At 62.9% G+C, this 18,605-nt stretch carries 13 protein-coding genes; 8 read left to right on the top strand and 5 right to left on the bottom strand.

The genetic code is table 11. The features are described 5' to 3' along the window. The first annotated feature begins 14 nt into the window (after positions 1-14). The 8 genes from OPIT5_24390 to OPIT5_24355 all read left to right on the top strand — a co-directional run bounded on the left by OPIT5_24390 (position 15) and on the right by OPIT5_24355 (position 13,630). Positions 15-2,918: a hypothetical protein gene (locus OPIT5_24390; GenBank protein AHF94736.1), complete on the top strand. Its 2,904-nt coding sequence runs from the start codon at positions 15-17 to the stop codon at positions 2,916-2,918. Between the two features lie 6 nt (positions 2,919-2,924). Beyond that, a complete protein-coding gene (locus OPIT5_24385; protein AHF92860.1) occupies positions 2,925-5,051 on the top strand; it encodes a beta-galactosidase in 2,127 nt (708 codons plus the stop codon). A 93-nt stretch (positions 5,052-5,144) separates the two neighbouring features. Continuing rightward, positions 5,145-6,266, top strand: a complete 1,122-nt coding sequence (locus OPIT5_24380; GenBank protein AHF92859.1) for a transcriptional regulator — start codon at positions 5,145-5,147, stop codon at positions 6,264-6,266. Between the two features lie 254 nt (positions 6,267-6,520). Further along, positions 6,521-8,140: an autotransporter gene (locus OPIT5_24375; protein ID AHF92858.1), complete on the top strand. Its 1,620-nt coding sequence runs from the start codon at positions 6,521-6,523 to the stop codon at positions 8,138-8,140. Positions 8,141-8,174: 34 nt separating this feature from the next. Continuing rightward, positions 8,175-8,879, top strand: coding sequence for a hypothetical protein (locus OPIT5_24370; GenBank protein AHF94735.1), 705 nt, complete (start codon positions 8,175-8,177; stop codon positions 8,877-8,879). Then, a complete protein-coding gene (locus OPIT5_24365) occupies positions 8,876-11,926 on the top strand; it encodes a hypothetical protein (GenBank protein AHF92857.1) in 3,051 nt (1,016 codons plus the stop codon). Before OPIT5_24370 ends, OPIT5_24365 begins: the two co-directional genes overlap by 4 nt. 32 nt (positions 11,927-11,958) lie before the next feature. Further along, complete coding sequence (locus OPIT5_24360; protein ID AHF92856.1) at positions 11,959-12,747, top strand: hypothetical protein; 789 nt, start codon at positions 11,959-11,961, stop codon at positions 12,745-12,747. 112 nt (positions 12,748-12,859) lie between these two features. Further along, positions 12,860-13,630 (top strand): hypothetical protein, encoded by a 771-nt coding sequence (locus OPIT5_24355; protein AHF92855.1) that lies wholly within the window; start codon positions 12,860-12,862, stop codon positions 13,628-13,630. Positions 13,631-13,819: 189 nt separating this feature from the next. Here OPIT5_24355 and OPIT5_24350 read toward each other — a convergent pair whose 3' ends face one another. The 5 genes from OPIT5_24350 to OPIT5_24330 all read right to left on the bottom strand — a co-directional run bounded on the left by OPIT5_24350 (position 13,820) and on the right by OPIT5_24330 (position 18,558). After that, positions 13,820-14,581: an imidazole glycerol phosphate synthase gene (locus OPIT5_24350; GenBank protein AHF92854.1), complete on the bottom strand. Its 762-nt coding sequence runs from the start codon at positions 14,579-14,581 to the stop codon at positions 13,820-13,822. Positions 14,582-14,584: 3 nt separating this feature from the next. Further along, the gene (locus tag OPIT5_24345; protein AHF92853.1) at positions 14,585-15,085 is read right to left on the bottom strand and encodes a 30S ribosomal protein S23; all 501 of its coding nucleotides are present in this window, start codon (positions 15,083-15,085) and stop codon (positions 14,585-14,587) included. A gap of 131 nt (positions 15,086-15,216) precedes the next feature. After that, positions 15,217-16,980 carry a hypothetical protein gene (locus OPIT5_24340; GenBank protein AHF92852.1) on the bottom strand — a complete coding sequence of 588 codons (1,764 nt, stop codon included), beginning with the start codon at positions 16,978-16,980 and terminating at the stop codon, positions 15,217-15,219. Beyond that, positions 16,973-17,071, bottom strand: coding sequence for a hypothetical protein (locus OPIT5_24335; protein ID AHF94734.1), 99 nt, complete (start codon positions 17,069-17,071; stop codon positions 16,973-16,975). Before OPIT5_24335 ends, OPIT5_24340 begins: the two co-directional genes overlap by 8 nt. 209 nt (positions 17,072-17,280) lie before the next feature. Continuing rightward, complete coding sequence (locus OPIT5_24330) at positions 17,281-18,558, bottom strand: transcription termination factor Rho (protein AHF92851.1); 1,278 nt, start codon at positions 18,556-18,558, stop codon at positions 17,281-17,283. Between the last annotated feature and the right edge of the window lie 47 nt (positions 18,559-18,605).

The raw sequence follows: 18,605 nt of genomic DNA, 5'->3' as shown, positions 1-18,605 counted from the left end.
TACCGACGACCATCATGCGCTCGTGTATCCTGTTTTTCACGCTTCTCGCCTGCATTCAGCCGCCCGTGCGCGGTCGATCTCAACCTGCCGTCCCCGCCTCTTCGCCAGTCGTTCAGGACTGGGATTACCAGACCCTTGCCCGTACCCCCGAAGCCTGGAACGGACTCATCGTCACGTCACCCGATCCCGCCAACATCGCCGACCACACGCCCGACGGCTCTCCCTCGCTCCATGTCGTCACCGGATACGGTATCGATGAACTCCAGTGGCCTTCGCACCTCGTTTACCCCGTCGACGCCAGTCGTCTTTCTCCCGACACCCGCCAGGTTACGGTCCGCTTCTGGATCAAAGGGGAATCCGGCATCAAAATTTCCCTTCGCATCACCAACAGCCGCGCCCGCCCCCTCTCCGCCACCCGCTCCTGGACTCTCGATGGCGACTGGCAACAAATCACCTTCGACGAACCCCTCACCTCCTCGCTCTCCACCGCCGGTTCCTGGCTCTCCGCTCCCCGCCTCATTCTCGAGAAATGCGATGCCGGCCAGCACATCCTGGTCGGCCCTCTCACTGCCACCTTCATTCCCTCGCCTCCACTCTCCACACCGGCAGCCGCGCCTGCCGCCCCGGTCGCCGCTTCCCGATCGGCTGCCTGGCTCCCGCTCGATACTTCCGACCTCTACGTGCGCGCCGGCACCGCACTCGACTACACCCCCTTCGCCGGCACCGCTCCCGCCGGCGCTTACGGACGTGTCATCGTCAACCGGCGCGGCGAACTCGCCTTTGCCAGCCAACCCGACATCCCCGTCCGTTTCCTCTCCGTCCAGTGGATGCCCCCGCGCTACGAGTTCCCCAACCTCACCGATGAACAGATCGCCGCTTTTGCCGACGCCATCGCCCGCCAAGGCTACAACATGGTTCGCTTTCACTTCCTGGACAATTTCATCAACGCCAACAACAAGGCCGCCGCCCTCAAAAAACCGCCCTCCCGCTACGTCCTCCCCGAAAACCCCGACGAAATCCGCTGGGATCCCAAAGCGCTCGACCGGACCCACCGCTTTTTCGCCGAACTCAAAAAGCGCGGCATCTACTGGAATCTGGACTTCATGACATCCTTCGTCGGCTACACCAACGGGGCCGTCCTCCAGCAAACCGGTGCCGTCACCCGGAATCCCTTCAACACCAAGGTTCAGCTCTACGTAAACGCCAACTTCCGCGCCAACTGGCGCGCCGCCGTCACCCGCCTCCTCAACGATATCAACCCTTACACCGGGCTCTCGCTCAAGGACGATCCCGCGCTCGCCCTCGCCTCCTGCCTCAACGAGCAGGAAATACTCATCCCCCATCGCAAATACGGCCGTGAGCTCGACCCGGCCTGGCACAAGTACCTGAAAAACAAATACACAACCTATACCGCCCTCCACGCCGCCTGGGACGGCCAATGTGGCGACACCCCGCTCCCGCCCCCACCCGCCGACGATTCCGCTTCCCGGGACGCCTTCACACTCGTTCCCTCCATCAACGAAATCGCCCTTACCGACACCCCCGCCGGCCGCGACATGGCCCGCGCCTGCGGCGAGATGGAATCCGAAGTTTCCCTGTTCTACCTGAACACGCTTCGCGAACTCGGTTTCACCGGCCTTGTATCCAACTGGAACATGCGCACCCGCATCGGCACCGTGCCCGCCCGCTCCCTTTTCCCGGTCATCACAATGAATGCCTACCATGCGCATCCTCAATTCGGCACGCGCACCAAAGCGGATCAACGCAGCGCCCTCGCCGCCGGTGGCAACAGTTTCAAGGGCCAGGCCCTGGCCCGCCTCCTCGACCGCCCTTTTGCCAACACCGAATACGGGCTCGTTTTCTGGAATCCCTGGCGACACGAGCAGGGTCTCCTCTACGGTGCCGGCGCCGCCCTCCAGGGCTGGAGCGCGCTCACCTGCCACGCCGAGCCTGTCGTGCAAACCGGCTCCCCCCTTCTTTGGTTCCATGCCGGCGACGATCCCGTCATCCGCGCCTCCGAAACCGTCGCTGCCTACGCCTTCCGTCGCGGCGATATCGCCCCCTCTCCCCACACCATCGAAATCCCGCTCACCGACGATTTCATTTACAACGGAGGCCGCGCTCTCGGCGCGATCGATGACGAACTCTCCCGCCTCTGGGCTCTCTGCCGGGTCGGCATCACTTACGGCCAAAAACGCCACGACTACCCCAAAGACCTCTCCGTATCCCCCGACAAGACCTCCTCCATCAGCGGCAGCCAGATGTTTTCCACCGTCGCCGATTCCACCAGCACCGCCCGCCTCGCCGCCATCGCCCGACAGCTCCGCAACCGGAAAATCCTCACGCCTGACAACGTCACCGATCCCGCCAGCGGTATCCTGCAAAGCGATACTCGCCAGGTCACGCTCGACACCTCCCCCTCCGCCCGCGGCGAGCTCCATGTCCGCTCCCCCCGCCTCGAAGGCTCCGTCCTCAAAACCGGTCACCCGCAAAAGCTCGACGCGCTCACCATCGACCGCTGCACGACGCCTGCTTCCGTGACCCTTCTCTCGATCGACCCTGACACGACAAGAAACCTCCGCACCGCCCGCCGCCTCCTTCTCGTTTTCTCGACCGACGCCCGCAACTCCGACATGAAGTTCGCCAACGCCACCGAAGACACCCTTGTCGACCTCGGCACCCTCCCCGTCCTCGTGCGCACCGGCCAACTCGGGATCACCCTCGACCGCGCCACTGCCGTCAGGCCCCGGGCCTGGGCCCTCAACCTCAACGGCACCCGCGCCGCGGAGATTCCCGTCGACATCGGAACCTTCCCCGCCGGAGCCCGCCTCACGCTCGCCATCGACACAGCCAACCCCACGTCCGCCGGGCCGACTCCCTTCTACGAAATCGAATTCCCGCAAACACCGGAAAACTGACCAACCGTGCGCCTCGGCATCCAGTACTATCGCCCCCCTTTCCCGACTGCTCCCCGTTGGGCCGACGACCTCCGCCGCATCCGCGACGCCGGGATCGACACCCTCCAGCTCTGGGTCACATGGGCCTGGGTCGAAAGCACCCCTGGCACCTTCAACTACGACGATTACGACCGCATCGTCGACCTCGCCGGCCGCAACGACCTCGACCTCATCCTCAGTACCATCGCCGAAATCCAGCCGCACTGGATACACCGCGAAGTGCCCGGCAGCGAAATGATCGACCACCGCGGCCATCGCGTCATTTCCTCTCTCCGCAACGAATGCCACTTCGGCCTCACCCCCGGCGGTTGCACCGGAAACCCCGCCGTATGGGAGCGTATGGCCGCCTTCCTCGAAACCACCGTCAATCGCTACCGCACCCGGCCCCGCCTCGCCGGCTGGGATGCATGGAACGAACTCCGCTGGCACGAACAATCCGACGGCCTCGTCTGCTTTTGTCCCCACTGTATTCGCGAATTCCATGCCTGGCTCGACGCCCGCCACGGCGGACTCGACGGTCTCAACCGCGCCTGGCAGCGCCGCTATTCCGCCTGGGATGAAGTCCGGCCCGGCAAGCTCCCCGACCGCACCTTCACCGAGATGATCGCCTGGCAGCGCTTCATCACCTGGAAAGCCAACCGCCACGGACGCCGGCGTTACGACCTCATCAAAAGCCTCGACCCCGCCCGTCCCGTCACCGTCCACGCCGGCTCCCCTTCGCCCCTCACTGCCGGCTGGAGCGAAGGTTCCTATGCCATCGACCGCGGCAACGACTGGCACTACGCCGACGACCTCGACGGAGTCGGCTGCTCCAGTTTCCCGCGCCTGCGCAGCGACATGGACGACGCCACCTTCAGCGCGCGTGTCGCCTACGCCCGCTCCGCTGCGACCGGAGGCAAAAACGGCCCCAAAAAACTCTGGCTCAGTGAAGTCCAGGGCGGTCGCGGCTCTTTCGGCTTTACCCTCTTCAAAACCGTCACCGCTCCCGAACAACAACGGTGGATCTGGCGCGGCCTCGCCGGTGGCGCCGACACGCTCCTTTTCTGGTGCTGGCGCGACGAAGTCTTCGGACGCGAATCCTCCGGTTTCGGCCTCGCCGGCCGCGATGGTCAGGCCGACGCCCGCATCGCCGCCATGCGCCGCACAGCCGGAATCTTCCGTAAACACCGCGATCTCCTCGCCGCCTGCCAGCCCGCGCCCGCTGACGTCGGTGTCCTTTTCAGCCCTTCCAGTTACTACCTCCACTGGTCGCTCGAAGGCACCGCCGGCACGCCTCGCAAGGCCATCGAAGGTTACTGCCTTGCCCTCACGTGCCGCTCCATTCCTTACGTTGTCGTCGAGGAAGAACACCTCCATCTCCTCCGTGATCTCCGCGTTCTCTTTCTTCCCCGCGTCATCGTCGCCGACCGGAAACTCGAAGACGCCCTTGCCGATTTCGTCCTCCGTGGCGGCACCCTGGTTTGCGAATCCGAATGCGCCGCCTTCACGCCGGAAGGCATTTATCGTGAACCCGAAGAGCGGTTCTTCGCCCGCCCGGGACTCCTCCCCGGCGGCGAGATCGGCCGTCGCGACCTGCCTTCCGACAACGCCGACCTCGCCTGCGACGGGCTCTCGTTGATGCCGCGTCAGTGGTTGACGCCCTGGGCGGATTTCCCCGGCAAGGTTCTGGCTCCGCATGCGGACGGCGTTCTCGTCGGCATTGCTCCCGCAGGAGAACGGGGCGGGCGTATCCTCCATATCGGTACCTACCTCGGCGATGCCTATGCCGATCATCGCTATCCGGATTTCGAAGCCTTTGTCGCCCGCTGCGCCGACGCCGCGCCACTTCCCGTCCGTCCGCTCACCGAACCGGAAGCCGAGTGGTTTATCCGGATCGCCGGCTCCGGAGCCAGCCGCCTCGCCTTCGTTTTTTTCCCTCCCGGCATCGCCTCCGCCCGGTTCGAAATCGCTCCGGACTTTTCCACGAACCCCGCCGCGCAACTCACGGAACTCATCACCGGAGTACCCTGCACATCCGAGCCTGGCCATCCTCGCCGGTTACGCCTGGACGCCGGGGAATGGGGAATCGCCGTTTTGGCCTCTGTATCCGATTAATTTTCGTTCTTAAAAATGAGTTTTTAGAAAAAAACACAAATAACCTCATTTTTATATTGAAAACCTCATTTCTTGCCGACTTTATCTGTCGGCATGACCCCTGTGGCCTCGAAGAAAGTCCGTAACATCCATGCCGACCTCCGCGAGCGGGTGCTGGCGTGCGAATGGCAGCAGGGCGAAACGCTTCCGACCGAACTCGAACTCGCCGAGCGTTTCGGATGCAGCCCCAACACCATTGCCAAGGCCATGGCGCTGCTCGCGCACGAGGGTCTCGTCGAGCGCCGGGCGCGCGCCGGCACCCGCATCCTGCGCAATACACCCGCCACCGAACCTGCTTCCTCTCATACAGGCGAGGGAGGCGTGGAGCTCGATGCTTTCGCGTTCATCTACCCGAGCGAGCAGCACGAAGGCATCCGGCGGGCGGTACAGGGATTTCAGGCCGCCGCCCATGAACGGGAGCGGCGGGCTGTGATGCTGACAACCGGCTCCGACTACCGGAAGGAAGCGGAGTACGTCAGCCGACTTTCCGAGTTTCATGTGCGCGGAGCGGTTCTCTATCCCAACGTGCGCGTGCCGGGTGACCTGGCGGCGTTGTCGCATCTGCTCGTGTCGGCCAGGTTTCCCATCGTGCTCTCCTCGGTGAACCTGTTGGGGATGGGCTGCCCGGCGGTGACGGTGGATGCATTTCACGCCGGCTACACCATGACCCGCCATCTGCTGAAACAGGGGCTGCGCGAGATCGGTTTCTTCTCCAATCGCGCCGGCAGCGTGTCGATGCGCGATCGCTATATGGGATACCGCCAGGCGATGGAGGAGGCGGGACTGCCCATGCCGACGGAGCGGGTGTTTCTGGAACCCGTGATGAATCCCGACTATGCGGATCCGCTGCGCGAGCCCACGGAACTGGCGCGGGGCTATCTCGCTCAGGCACGCGGTGTCGAGGGCGTGGTGTGCAACACCGATTTTCTTGCCCTGGGCCTGCTCCGGGCCGCCCGCGAAATTGGCATCCGGGTTCCGCATGATCTACGAGTGACGGGCATCGATGACTATGCGCTGGCGAGCCAAGGCGACATCGGCCTGACCACCTACCGCGTGCCTGATGAACTGATCGGGCGCCGGGCTTTCGAGGTGCTCGAGGAACGGGTCCGGAATCCCCGCGGACCCATCCCCGAGATACAGTTGCGCGGCGAGATCGTGGTGCGCGAGAGCGCGTGACAACTCCCGCGCCCCCCCCCGCTCCAAACTCTCACTCCACTCCCTGCCCACATCACACCGCCAATCCCCGCTCTTCACTGTCCCCGTTCCATCAGCGCCACCGAATGAGTGAATCCGGCCCGGTTCTCTCAATCCGTGCCGCCACCGCGAAACTCAACCCGATCCCTTTACCGGCGTTGAAGTCGTGTCTCCTCGTGCTGCCTGAAACGACCCACTCCTGACCAAGTTTAAAAACCCATCACCTGAAACCTGCCATGAAAACCAAAAACAATCTGCACATATATCCGTATATTGTTGGCGTGTTTGCCATCCTCGCCGGTGCACTTCTCCCCATTGCGGTCCGAGCCCAGACATGGATCGGCGGAGGAGGCGCTGATAACAATTGGTCAACTGCAGCCAACTGGGACAGCGCCCCCGTTTTTGCGGACAATCCCACGCTTACGCTCACCGGAACGACTAATTACACCTCCAACGCCAACGCAGCTGTCACGCTCACCCGGCTCAACTTCAACCCTGCAGGCGGCAACGCTACGCTCACAGGCGAGGAACTCACCTTCAAGGCCGGTTCCGGCGGCACCACCCCTCTCATCTTTATCGGTCCGGGCACGGCGGGCGGCAATGTGACCATCAAAAACAACATCAAGCTCCTCGGCACCGGGGCCATTCAGGCCAGCACCCGGAATCTCATATTGGACGGCGACATCACGCTCACCACCGGCCAGGTACAATTCAACGCCAACGCCTCAAAAACCATCACGATCAACGGAGAGATCTCTGGCACCACCAGCACTCTCGCCTTTACCGGGCATACCAATGGTACCGGAAGAATTTACCTCAATACGAACAACACCTACACGGGTTCCACCGCGATCTGGACAGGCGGGGTCGTCCTCGCAGTCGATGCGCTGAATACGGGCGGCGCGTTCGGTGCAAACACATCCGCAGTGGCGTTAGGCGCCTCCTCCGGCGCGACTTTTACCCCCTCGCTCCTGACCGGCGCCCAGGTGACGGTTGGCCGCGACATCCGCGTCGTAACCAACACCACCGGGACGACCACCTCGACCATTGGCGGCGAAAGCGCCCACGTTTCCACATTTTCCGGCAACATCACACTCGGCTCTGACAACGCCGCCGCCGCCGCTCTCCGGCTCACCGCCGCCGCCAACGGACGCGTCAACATCACCGGCAACCTCCTCCGCGCCACCGGAGCCGCGAGCAACGCCGACGCCATCACCAAAGTCGGAGCTGGCATCGTTGCCATTGAAGGCGACGGCAACACCTATATGGGTGCCACCACCCTCACTGAGGGCACCCTGCTCGTGAACGGTAATCTTTCCACCATTACGGGAGATGCCGCCGCAGTCACCGCCAGCGTCGGCACCACTCTCGGCGGCATCGGCACCATCGGACGCAACGTCAAAATCCTTGACGGTGCCTCCCTTGAAATCGGCGACAACCACATCGCCGAGACCCCCGTCACCGGTTCGCTTACCATCATCGGCAATCTCGATCTCGCCGACACGACCACCGTCAAGTTTGACCTCGGCGCGACCCGGACCGCAAGCGACCGGCTGATCGTCGAAGGCGGCGTCACCTTCGGCGGGACTGTCACCTTCGACCTGTCCGCGCTGTCCGGTCTCGGCGGCTCCGGCTACACGCTCCTCAGCGCCACTGGCGGATTCATCGGAAATACCGGCAGCATCGTCTTCACCGGCTACGATTTCACCAACGACTACCAGTTGGTCATCGGAACCAACAGCATCAGTCTCGTTTCGACCGCCATTCCCGAACCCCGCACCACGGCCCTTCTCATTGGCGGCGTGTTCTTTGGCATCATCGTCGCACTCCGTCTACGCCGGAACCGTCAGGCTTGAATAGCGAATCCCCTCCCCCGCCCCAGTCATTCCAATGAAACCCTCCATCCTCCTTACCTCTGTCCTTGTTTTTACCTCCGCCGCGCCGGTCGCTCTTCTGGCTGCAAGCACGCCGTTTTTCGGCACCACTTTTGCCACCACCACGGCAAAGCCGCTCAATGGCACCGGTCCCGATCAACCCGCCGACTCTGCGGGCGCGTGGATCGCCTCACCCAACCTGGAACTCCATTCGGAAGACGGGCGCGGTTTTGTTTCGGTCAAGAACGCCGGCTCGTTCATTGGCAAAGTGGCTCTTCCTTCCGACACGACTCCGGCGACCATCGTCGTCGAAGCTGCACTCAAGGCTGTGTCCGCCACCGGCAGCCAGTGCTGGGTTGGCCTCGGCTTGGGCAATCCTCCCACCGACAAAGTCAACAGCACCTGGTCCCAGGGCGGCCTGTTGCTCCTGCTCAATACGAAAGGCGAAATCGAGTGCCACCTCAGTGGAGCCAAACTCATTCTCCTCAAACGCGTGCGCGTGCCCGGCTATGATCCTGAAAAACCGACTACGCTGCGTTTGTCCTACAATGCCGCGCAGCAAACCCTCAGCGCCTCCGCCAATGAAACGGTCGTGGTTTCCGAGTACGAGCTGGCCAATCACGATTTTACACCTGACGCGAAATTCGCCGGCATCTCCGGATACGGCCAGAAGCCTGGCACGGATCTCGTGAACTCCTTCAAGATCGAAATCCAACGTTGAGCGCCCAAAGCGCCCACATCGTTTCCATCTTTCTCCGTCTTTTCCCCCTGCTCCACATGTCGTTCTCCGTATTCACTCCGTCCGGGAACTTCGGACTCTGTCGTCCGCTTTTTCGCCGGTACCCCGGCTGGTCGTTCGCCGTCGCCAGTTCTTTTTCCATCGGCCTCCTCGCCGCTTCGACCCTGGCGGCGACTGTGGAACCTTACACGCCCGAGCCTCACGGCGGGATCGGCGCGCTTGTCGGGCAATCCACCACGCCTCTCTTCGCCGCTGATTTTTCTCAACCCGCCGCAGTGTGGACCTCTCTTGCCGTTGCTCCCGCCGGCAACGCCAACACCTCCACTTCGCCCACGCGCCGCGGTGTCGGCCGGCTTCCGGCCGGCTGGCTCGACCTCACGACCGATGCCAAGGCCGAGGTCCGCTACAGCCGCTTCGTCGATGACGGACTGCCCATGCTGCACATGGTGGCTGAACACGCCGGTTCGGCCAACGCAGCCGCGGCCACGGGCGTCGATTTGGGCGAAATCCCCTCCGGCTCGATCGTCAAGATTTCGCTCACCCTGCGCAGCCCCACGCGCACCCCGGCCCGCCTCCTCATCGTATCCGCCGACGGCGCCACCGCATCCGCGCCGCTTGCCCTCGACCTCAAAAATCCCGTCTGGCAGCAGGCCGTCAAAGGTGAGAGCGGCTGGCAAACGCTCGACTGCAACTGGCAATCTCCTGCATCCCTCGCCGGAGCCCGTCTCGCCCTCGTGCTCGAACGCCCCGGCACGCTCGATGTGAGTGCGCTCACCGTCGAAACGATCCGCATCGGCCACCTCCAAAAACTCCTCGAGACCGATCCCGCTTTTTCCGCCCTCCGCTCACAGCCCAACGCCCTTCACCACACCCGTTTCCCGCTCGGTCTGCCTACCGGCTGGACCTATGGCCCCGGCGTCGCCGACGGCGAGGACATGACGGTCGAAGCCGATCCCGCCACTCCCGGCCCCTCCGGCGCGCCTTCGCTCAAAATCGTCACCGCTCCCGACCTCACCGCCGAAGCCGCCCTCTTCGGTGAACATTTTGTCCTCGTCCGCTTCTGGCTCCGCCATGCCGCCTCGCTGTCCATCAAAGGGCGCGCCACCGGCACAATCAAAATCGTCTCCGGCTTCGACAGGCTCGCCGAACAAAAATTCACGATTGCCGACGCCGACGGCTGGAAGCGCCTCGCGCTTGATTTCAAACCGCGCGCTCTCACCGACGAGTATTTCCTGCAAATCTCGCTCCTCGGCGAAGCCTGGATCGATGGCCTGCGCGTGACGCCCACCGACACCGCCAGCGCCCGCGACTACGCCGCGCCCGCCCCCGTTGAAATCGCGCTCGCCAGTCCCTCGCCCGCTCGCGTCGTGTTTGCCGACGATCCGCCCGACGCCCCCGCCCGCCAGATCCGCTGGAGCGTCCTCACCGGCCCCGCCGCCCTGCCCGCCGGTGCCGTGCTCCGCGCCAAGGCCGTCAACCTCTACCAACAACAAATCCGCCTCCCCGACACGCCGCTTCCCGCCGGCATTTCTCTCCACCAAGGCACATGGACTCTCCCTGCGTTTCCCTCAAAACCCTTCGGCGCACACCGCATCGAAGCCTGGGTGGAAGACTCCGCCACCGGCGCGCGCGTTGGCGCACCCGACGAAATCGTCCTCCACCAACTCCCCCGTCCACGGGCCTGGGGTCGCGCCGCGCCCGATTCTCCCTTTGGCACGCACGTCTATCCCTCGCGCCGCCACCTCGAAATGGCCAAGGCAGCCGGCGTCAACTGGGCCCGCCTCCACGACGGAGGCACCGTCACCTTCACCGGCTGGTATTTTGCCGAGAAGGAACGCGGCCGGTGGACCTTTTACGATCGCCCCATCCAGCGTTACCTTGACCACCACATCATGATTCTCGGCCAACTGGGCACCGCGCCCGGCTGGGCCAGCGCCCTCCAACGCATCGGCCCCCGCTCCTGGACCGACCGCTACTATCAGCCCGAAGATCTCGACGCCTGGCAAAACTACGTCCGCGTCATCACCGCCCACCATCGCGACAGCATTCGTGCCTGGGAAATCTGGAACGAACCCTGGCTCTCCGGCTTCTGGAAAAAAGGCGTGCGCACCGATCCCGCAGGACGCTCCGCCAACGACGCGGGTGACACCGCGCCCGAAGATTTCGCAAGACTCACGCGACTCACCGTTGCCGCCGTCCACGACACCGATCCCGCGCTCACTCTCGTCGGCCTCAACACCACTGCCGGCAGCCACAGCACCAAGGGACGCAACTTCGCCGGCGACGACTGGACGCGCCGCTACACCGCCGCCGGAGGGATGAAAGACGTCTCCGTGGCCAGCTACCACCAATACGCCTACGAAAACGCCGGTTATCCCGACGACAGCATCGAACGTGGCTTCAAGACCGCCGTCGGCCCGATCAGTGACGCCGCCACGGGCCGCCCCGCGATTCCCGTTTGGATGACCGAAGGCTCCGTCGTTCAAGGCCACACCGGTTACGGGTTTTATTACCAGACGCTCCCCCTCGCGCCCGCCGCCGAGGAACGCGGGGAAGCCGCCTCCGACCGCCTCTTGCGCTACGTAACGACCCTCCTGGCCGCCGGCGATTCCAAAGTGTTTTTGTATGCGATGCACAAGCACGGCCGCCTCGACAACGGCAACAAATACCGCGTGCTGCTCGGCGAGGACGGCTACCTGCACCCGACCGCCGTCGCCCACGCCGCGCTCGCCTGGCGCGTGGAGGGGAAAACCTTCCGGCGTATCGTGGAGCTCACGCCCGATACCCGCGCGTATGTGTTTTCCAACGATAAAGAATGGACGGCGGTGCTCATTCCTCGTCCTGGTCCTGGCAAGGGCAATACCAGCCCTTTGCCCTCCACGATTTCACTTCGCGCTTCCGGCGCGCTTGAAATCGCAGATTTGTTTGGCAACCCGGTCGCGCCCGGTTCACCCGCGACCGACCGCGTGTTTTTCGCCAGTGGCAGCGGAGCGTTTACGGACGCCTCCCTGTCGCTGCTGAAACCCTGATCCCTGCGCAGTATCCTTCCCCCCACCATCACATGGAATCCACGCATTCAACCCCGATACGTATTCGATTTTTAGTCACGAGAGGCTTCACATTGATCGAGCTTTTGACGGTCATTGCCATCATTGGCATTCTGGCCGCGATCATACTTCCGACCGTCGCGCTTGTCCGTTCCTCGGCTCGCGCTGCTCAGTGCAAGTCCAACCTCCGCCAAATCGGTGTCGCGGCCATGATGTATTCGACCGAGAACAAGGATGTCATCCTTCCTTACGCCTACGATGCGGAGCAGTCGTTGGCTCCTTTGCACAGGAAAAACTGGCCCGGATTGCTATTGTCCTACATGGGGGGACGGACATTGGGAAACGATCCGATTTCCAGTTACGACGAGATGCCGGCATACAAATGTCCGGACATCAAAGAGAGCGTCTTTGGATACGGACACAACGTCACCTACCTGTGCAAGATCAGCGGAGGCACGGTGACACAGCGTTACAGCATGTCGATGGCCGGGGCTCCGTCGCGTACCGTGCTCATTGTCGATTCGGGAAAGGGGAGCGGCAACCCTTCGCAGGAGTGGCGCCCTTATGTGAGACCGGGAGGGAAAAATGGCGTTGGTTATGGCGGCAACGATTTCGTGCCCAAATTCCGTCACCGGGGCGACACCTGCAACGCGGTATTTCTGGACGCCCATGTGGCAGCCTTCAAGGAGTCGGATACAGCCTTTTCCAGCACGCAGCAGCAGAATGGTCATGCCAATGAGCACAAACTGTGGAAACTCGCCCCAGGAAACCAACAACCGAACAAAGCGCCGGGCGAATCCTGATTCCTCTTCTGCTCCCCGTTTCCCCAAAATGGTGATTTCACTCCTTTTTCGCCGTGCCTGTCTGCTTGTCTGCTGCGCCGTCTCCCTGTGCGCTGGCTATACTCGCGCTGATATGTCAGCCACACACGATCCGGACGAGGTCGTCCGGAGCCAGCGCGAGGTGCTCGACTCACCTGTCGCCAAAAGTGCACCCAATGCCTGGCGCATCCTTTTTATCGGCGACAGCATCACACGGCATGGTATCAAACCGGAACTCGGCTGGAATCACGTGGCCGGCATGGCGGCTTCGCAGGCGGAAAAGGACTATGTCCATCTGCTTGCCGAACGTATCCGCAAAACAATGCCTGACCGTGTGGTGGAAATCTATTATGACTCGCAAGCGCGGCGGCGTCCTCTCCCGCCTGACGCCGGTCAGAATCTGCGCAGCGCCACGGTGGCCGGCAAACTGTATCAGGCCGAAGGCATGAAAGCCTTTCGGCCCCATCTTGTCGTGATTCAGCTTGGCGAACACGATCGTGAATCTGTGGGTGAGGCCGAGCTCCGCAAAACGTACGCGCAACTCATCGAGTCTTTCAGCGATCTTCGTGATCCGCAGCCGCTGGTGATCTGCACGGGCGTCTGGGTCCCTGGCAACCCTGCCAAAGGATGGAACAGCTACGAAGGCTCCGGCTGGAGTGCGACCATCGAGCGTGTTTTTCAGGAAGTTTGCACAGACAAGAACGTCCCTTTCGCCAGCGTACGCGACTACGCGCTCGACCCGACGTGTCGCGGCTGGGGTGAACACAAGGGCGTGAAGTGGCATCCGAATGACAAGGGGATGGAAGGCTACGCCACCGTGTTGTTCCGGGCATTTCAGGAGGCCCGGGCGAGAAGATCGCGATAAATGAAATTCCGGGTCGCTGCGCTGACATCACAAGCCACACCAAGCGCCAGACCAAGCGACCTGGCACCCGTCAGCGGACGGTCTTTGGTGAGCATTACGATCGGTACGCTCGCATCTGTGGCGCGATTGTAAATCTTCCACCCTACGCGCCGCACCATCGACGACCCGGCATCCAAGGAGGTGAGCCTCTCAGCGGCGCACCGGAATGGCCTGGCTCGCGAGATAGTCCTTTACCTGCGGCACCGTGAGCGTGCCGAAGTGGAACAGGCTGGCCGCCAGCACGGCGCTGGCGTGGCCGGCATCCAGCACCTCGCTGAAATGCGCCAGCTCCCCTGCCCCGCCGCTGGCGATGACCGGCACCGTCACGGCATCGCTGACCGCTCGCGTAAGCGCCACATCGTAGCCAGCCTTCGTGCCGTCGGCATCCATGCTCGTGAGCAGAATCTCGCCCGCGCCGAGCGCCACGGCCTCGCGGGCCCAGGCGACGGCGTTGAGCTCGGTCGGGTTGCGTCCTCCGTGCGTGAATACACGCCAGGTCTTGCCGTCGGGTTCGCGGCGGGCGTCAATGGCAACGACAATGCACTGCGCGCCGAAACGGCTGGAGGCGTCGGCGATGAGCTGCGGGTTTTTGATCGCCGCCGTGTTGAGCGAGACCTTGTCGGCGCCGCTCTTGAGCATGCGTTCGATATCCTCGACCGTGCGCAGGCCGCCGCCCACCGTCAGCGGCATGAAGCATTGCTCGGCCGTACGGGCGACGACGTCGTGCATGATGTTGCGCTCGTCGCTGGAGGCCGTGATATCGAGAAAGACGAGCTCGTCGGCGCCCTGGGCGTCGTAGGCCTTGGCCGATTCGACGGGATCACCGGCATCGCGGAGTTCCTGGAACTTGATGCCTTTGACGACACGGCCGTCCTTTACGTCGAGACAAGGGATGATTCTGCGAGCGAGCATGGTTCAGTTCAGGGTTTGGCGTTCAGGGTTTGGAGTTTGGAGTTCGGGGTTTGGAGTTCGGGGTTTGGAGCGGACGGGAGTGGCCGGGCCAGAGGGAGACATGGAGGCAGGGGAACGTTTGAATTTCGAACCGGTGAGTTCGGTTCGCCGCAAGTAGGCCATGAGGCCACCAATCATTCGGGTGGTTTCGTCCGCAAGAGCGTAGGTACGGTCAAAGTCTTCCTGCGTGATGTAGCACTCGTCGAGTGCGGTATAGAGTTGGTCCTTCACCTCGCCGACGGAGCCTTTGGAATACGACAGAAACTGGATAAATTCCTTGTTTCCCTCGCGCTCGAAACCCTCGGCAATGTTTGAGGTAACAGACTGGGCCGCCCGTCGAATCTGGTCAACAAGCGCGAAGTCGGCAGCAAAGGGACGTTGCCGCGTGAAACGGTAGATTGCCCGCTTCAACATGCGCCCTGTTTTCCAGCAGTCGAAATCCTCGAAACGTTGGATGGTGGCCATAACCGATAAAAGTTTAGAGTTCGGAGTTTAGCGTTCAAAGTTGTGGCAGACGCCAAGGAACGGTGTCGGCCACATTTGCATAAACTCTAAACTCCGAACCCCAAACCCTAAACTTCAGCAGATCGACGGTATCAGCCGTCGATCTGCGCCACGTCCGGCTCGAAGTTTACGGCAAAACGGTAAACGTTGCCGGGGCGCATGATGAGCGGGTGGTCGCGCAGCAGGGTCTGGATGTAGTGGATCTTGCCGTAGTTGGTCCGGTAGTGCGGATCGAGATTGACGACCTCGGTTTCCAGCCAGTGGCCCTGGAAGTCGTCTTTTTGTACGGTGCAGCGGTGGCCTTCGGGACCGAGGGCGAGCGAGCCGGCCATGCGGTACTTCGAATGCGGCGCGGCGATGAAGAGCTGGTAGCGGAACTTGTCGAGCTGGACCTGCTGTTTCACCGTGTAGATGAATTCGCAACTGATGTTGGGTCCGCTGAAGTTCCACTGGACTTTCACGCTGCCGAGGCCCTTGACGATCTCTTCCTTTATGTTGATGAGCTCGGGCTGTTCGTAGCGGAAATAGAAGCTGTTGCGGAGGCCGAGGCCGGTGACGCAGTTTTTGCCGTAGAAGGCGGGGATCGTCACATTGTCGCCGAAGGTGAGCTCGGGCAGGAGCACCGGGGCGTAGATGTTGTTGGGCCAGTCGAAAATGCCCGGACAATGCGGGAAAGGCAGCGAGTCGGCCGTGAGATGGGTGCCGGAACTGATGAGCGGAATCTGCGTGTGCAGGCCGCTGCCGGCATCGCGATAGAGGAAGAGCCCCTGCTCCTTGCGGCTGGACTTGTCGAAGATGATGAAGCGGCCGACGGTGCGCGGCGCCTCGGTCTTGCCCGTCGGGATGGCGGGCAGGTGCACGGTCTTGGCGAGGCGGGCCCACTGACAAAGGTAACGCGCGGCGTCGAAGTTGGCCATGCGCGTGGTGTGATTGTCGTAGGCGGTGCGCTCACCGTCGCGCAAGTCGAGGAAGCCGTGCTCCTGGTCGAGGTAGGTCTGGTAGAAAAAGACGAAGAGGCGGCGCAGGATGTCGAAATACTTCGGCTTGTCGGTATCGGGAATCCAGCCGTCGCGCAGGCCCTGGAGGATGAGGCTGATGAGATGCGTCTGGCCATAGGCGCCGGCAGCGCGGCCGAAAGCCCAGCCGAGTCCGTCGGAGCGGACGAGGTCGGGGATCATCTTGAGGTATTTTTCCGCGTAGGTGCGCAGCGTGGGGAGCTTGCGGTCGCGCACACCGCTGTTGGCGTGGAGCTGGAGCGCGGAGCGGATGAAGACGAAGGCGAGGACGCCGTAGAGATTGAAGTTGCCGCCGAAGCCTTCGGTGGAGTCGTCGAAAAAACCGCTGGAGCTGGTCTGGTTGATGCGGTCGACCATGCGCTCGATGAGGCGCGAGGTTTCGTCCTTCTTGGAAAGGCCGAACGAGTAGCGGGCCACGGCCTTGGCGATGTTGAAGGCCTGCCAGTGGTTGTCGTAGTCGCTGCGGTGCAGGAGCTGCTTGTCGATCCGCTGCTGGGTCTCCTCGACGAGGCGCTCCCAGACGGGGTTGCGCTCCTTGGAGGGGCCGAAGCAGAGGAGGCCGAGCGAGGCGTAGGCGAGGCCGTTTTCCGCGGCAGGCTCGGTGAACATCTGCGCGGTGACGCAACGGGCGGTAAGGTCGATCAGGTCGTAACCCTTGAGCGTGGTCTCGCCGGTGGCGCGATAAAAATCGCCGAGGGCGTAGGCAACATGGCCGGGTTCATCGGGGCGGGGCAATTCACCTTGGGCGGGAAGGATGCTGCCATCGGGCTGGATGGCATCAAGATTGTGGCCGAGCATGGAGCGGGCCATGTCGAGACATTGCTCGGAAAAGCTATGCATAGAGGAGGTTTGAAGGAGCGTGCTGGTCGGTGCGGCCCTGCGATGAAATGTGCCGGGACGAATAGTAAAGGTGGATTTTTTCAGGTTTCACGCGGGAGGCGCAAGGGCGAATTCCCCATTTTGCGGGGAAAATGGGGAATTCGCCCGCCCGGCGGAGTTCAGGGTTCAGAATTCAGGGTTCGGGGTTCAGGATGGCCGGAGGCGAAACCGGGAGGGAGTGGCGGCGTGGTTGCCTGGTCGCCAAACTCCGAATTCTGAACTCCGAACCCTGAACTCCCGACCCCCCGCCGACGCAGGGCGTCAGCGGGCGATGAGTTTCAGGAATTCGTCGTTGTTTTTTGTTTTCGAGAGGCGGGCGATCATCGTCTCGGTGGCCTCCTCGATGCGCTGCGAGACGAGGGCGCGGCGGAAGAAATGGATGCCGTCGAGTTTCTGCGGGTCGATGAGGAGCTCTTCCTTGCGGGTGCCGGAGGCGGCGACGTTCATCGCGGGCCAGAGGCGCATCTCGGCGCACTTGCGGTCGAGCACGAGCTCCATGTTGCCGGTTCCCTTGAACTCCTGGAAAATCACGTCGTCCATGCGGCTGCCGGTCTCGACGAGAATGGAGGCGACGATGGTGAGCGAGCCGGCTTCCTCGGTGCGGCGGGCGGAGGCGAAAAGCTGGCGGGGCTTTTCGAGGGCGCGCACGTCAAGACCGCCGGTGCCGGTGCGGCCGGAGTTGCGCTGGGTGTTGTGCGCCCGGGCGAGACGGGTGAGCGAATCCAGGAAAAGGACGACATCCTTGCCGGCCTCGACGAGGCGGCGGGCGCGCTCGATGCAGAGATCGGCGATGCGGAGGTGGCTTTCGACGTTTTCGTCGTTGGACGAGGCCCAGACTTCGGCGGGCACGCTGCGCTTGAAATCGGTGACTTCCTCGGGGCGCTCGTCCACGAGGAGGATCATGACGTGACACTCGGGGTGGTTTTCCAGCACGCCCAGCGCCATGTCGCGCAGGAGCGTGGTCTTGCCGGTGCGGGGCGGAGCGACGATCAGACCGCGGGTGCCCTTGCCGACGGGGCAGAACAGGTCGACGGCCCGGGTGGTGAGGCGGCCGTCCTTCGTCTCCAGCTTGAGCTGTTCGTCGGGAGAAACGGTCGTGAGCTGGGTAAATTCGATCTTCGCGCGGCGCTCCTCGATGGTGAGCCCGTCGACGGATTCGATGAATTTCATCTTGGGGTTCGGGAAACGTCCCTCGGCCGGAAACGCGGTGCCGGTGATGAAGGAGCCCTGCTTGAGCTTGAAGCGGCGGATGAGCTCCTTGGGGACAAAGGCGTCGGTCGGCCGGCGTTTGCCGTAGCGGGACAGATCGAGGAGCTGGCCGTTGCCGCCCTTCTGGGTGTCGATGTCGAGAACGCCGCTGACCGGGAAAGTGTTGTCGGGTTTTTCCTCTTTTTCGGGTTTGGGGGCATCGGGAGCCGGGGTGGAAGGGGCAGCCTGTGCGGGGGCACTGGCAGGGGCGACGGGCGCCGGGGAACCCGCGGCGGCATCGGTGGCGACGGCCGGCGGATTGGTCGGGGTTTCTTCAGTTTGCTGGGACATAGGTTGCGTGGACGTGAAAAGTGTTTCTGATAACGATCATTCGGAAT

Source organism: Opitutaceae bacterium TAV5, from assembly GCA_000242935.3.
Lineage (GTDB): Bacteria > Verrucomicrobiota > Verrucomicrobiia > Opitutales > Opitutaceae > Geminisphaera.
The sequence above is the reverse complement of the archived record's forward strand: the minus strand, read 5'-3'. Positions and strand labels throughout refer to the sequence as shown.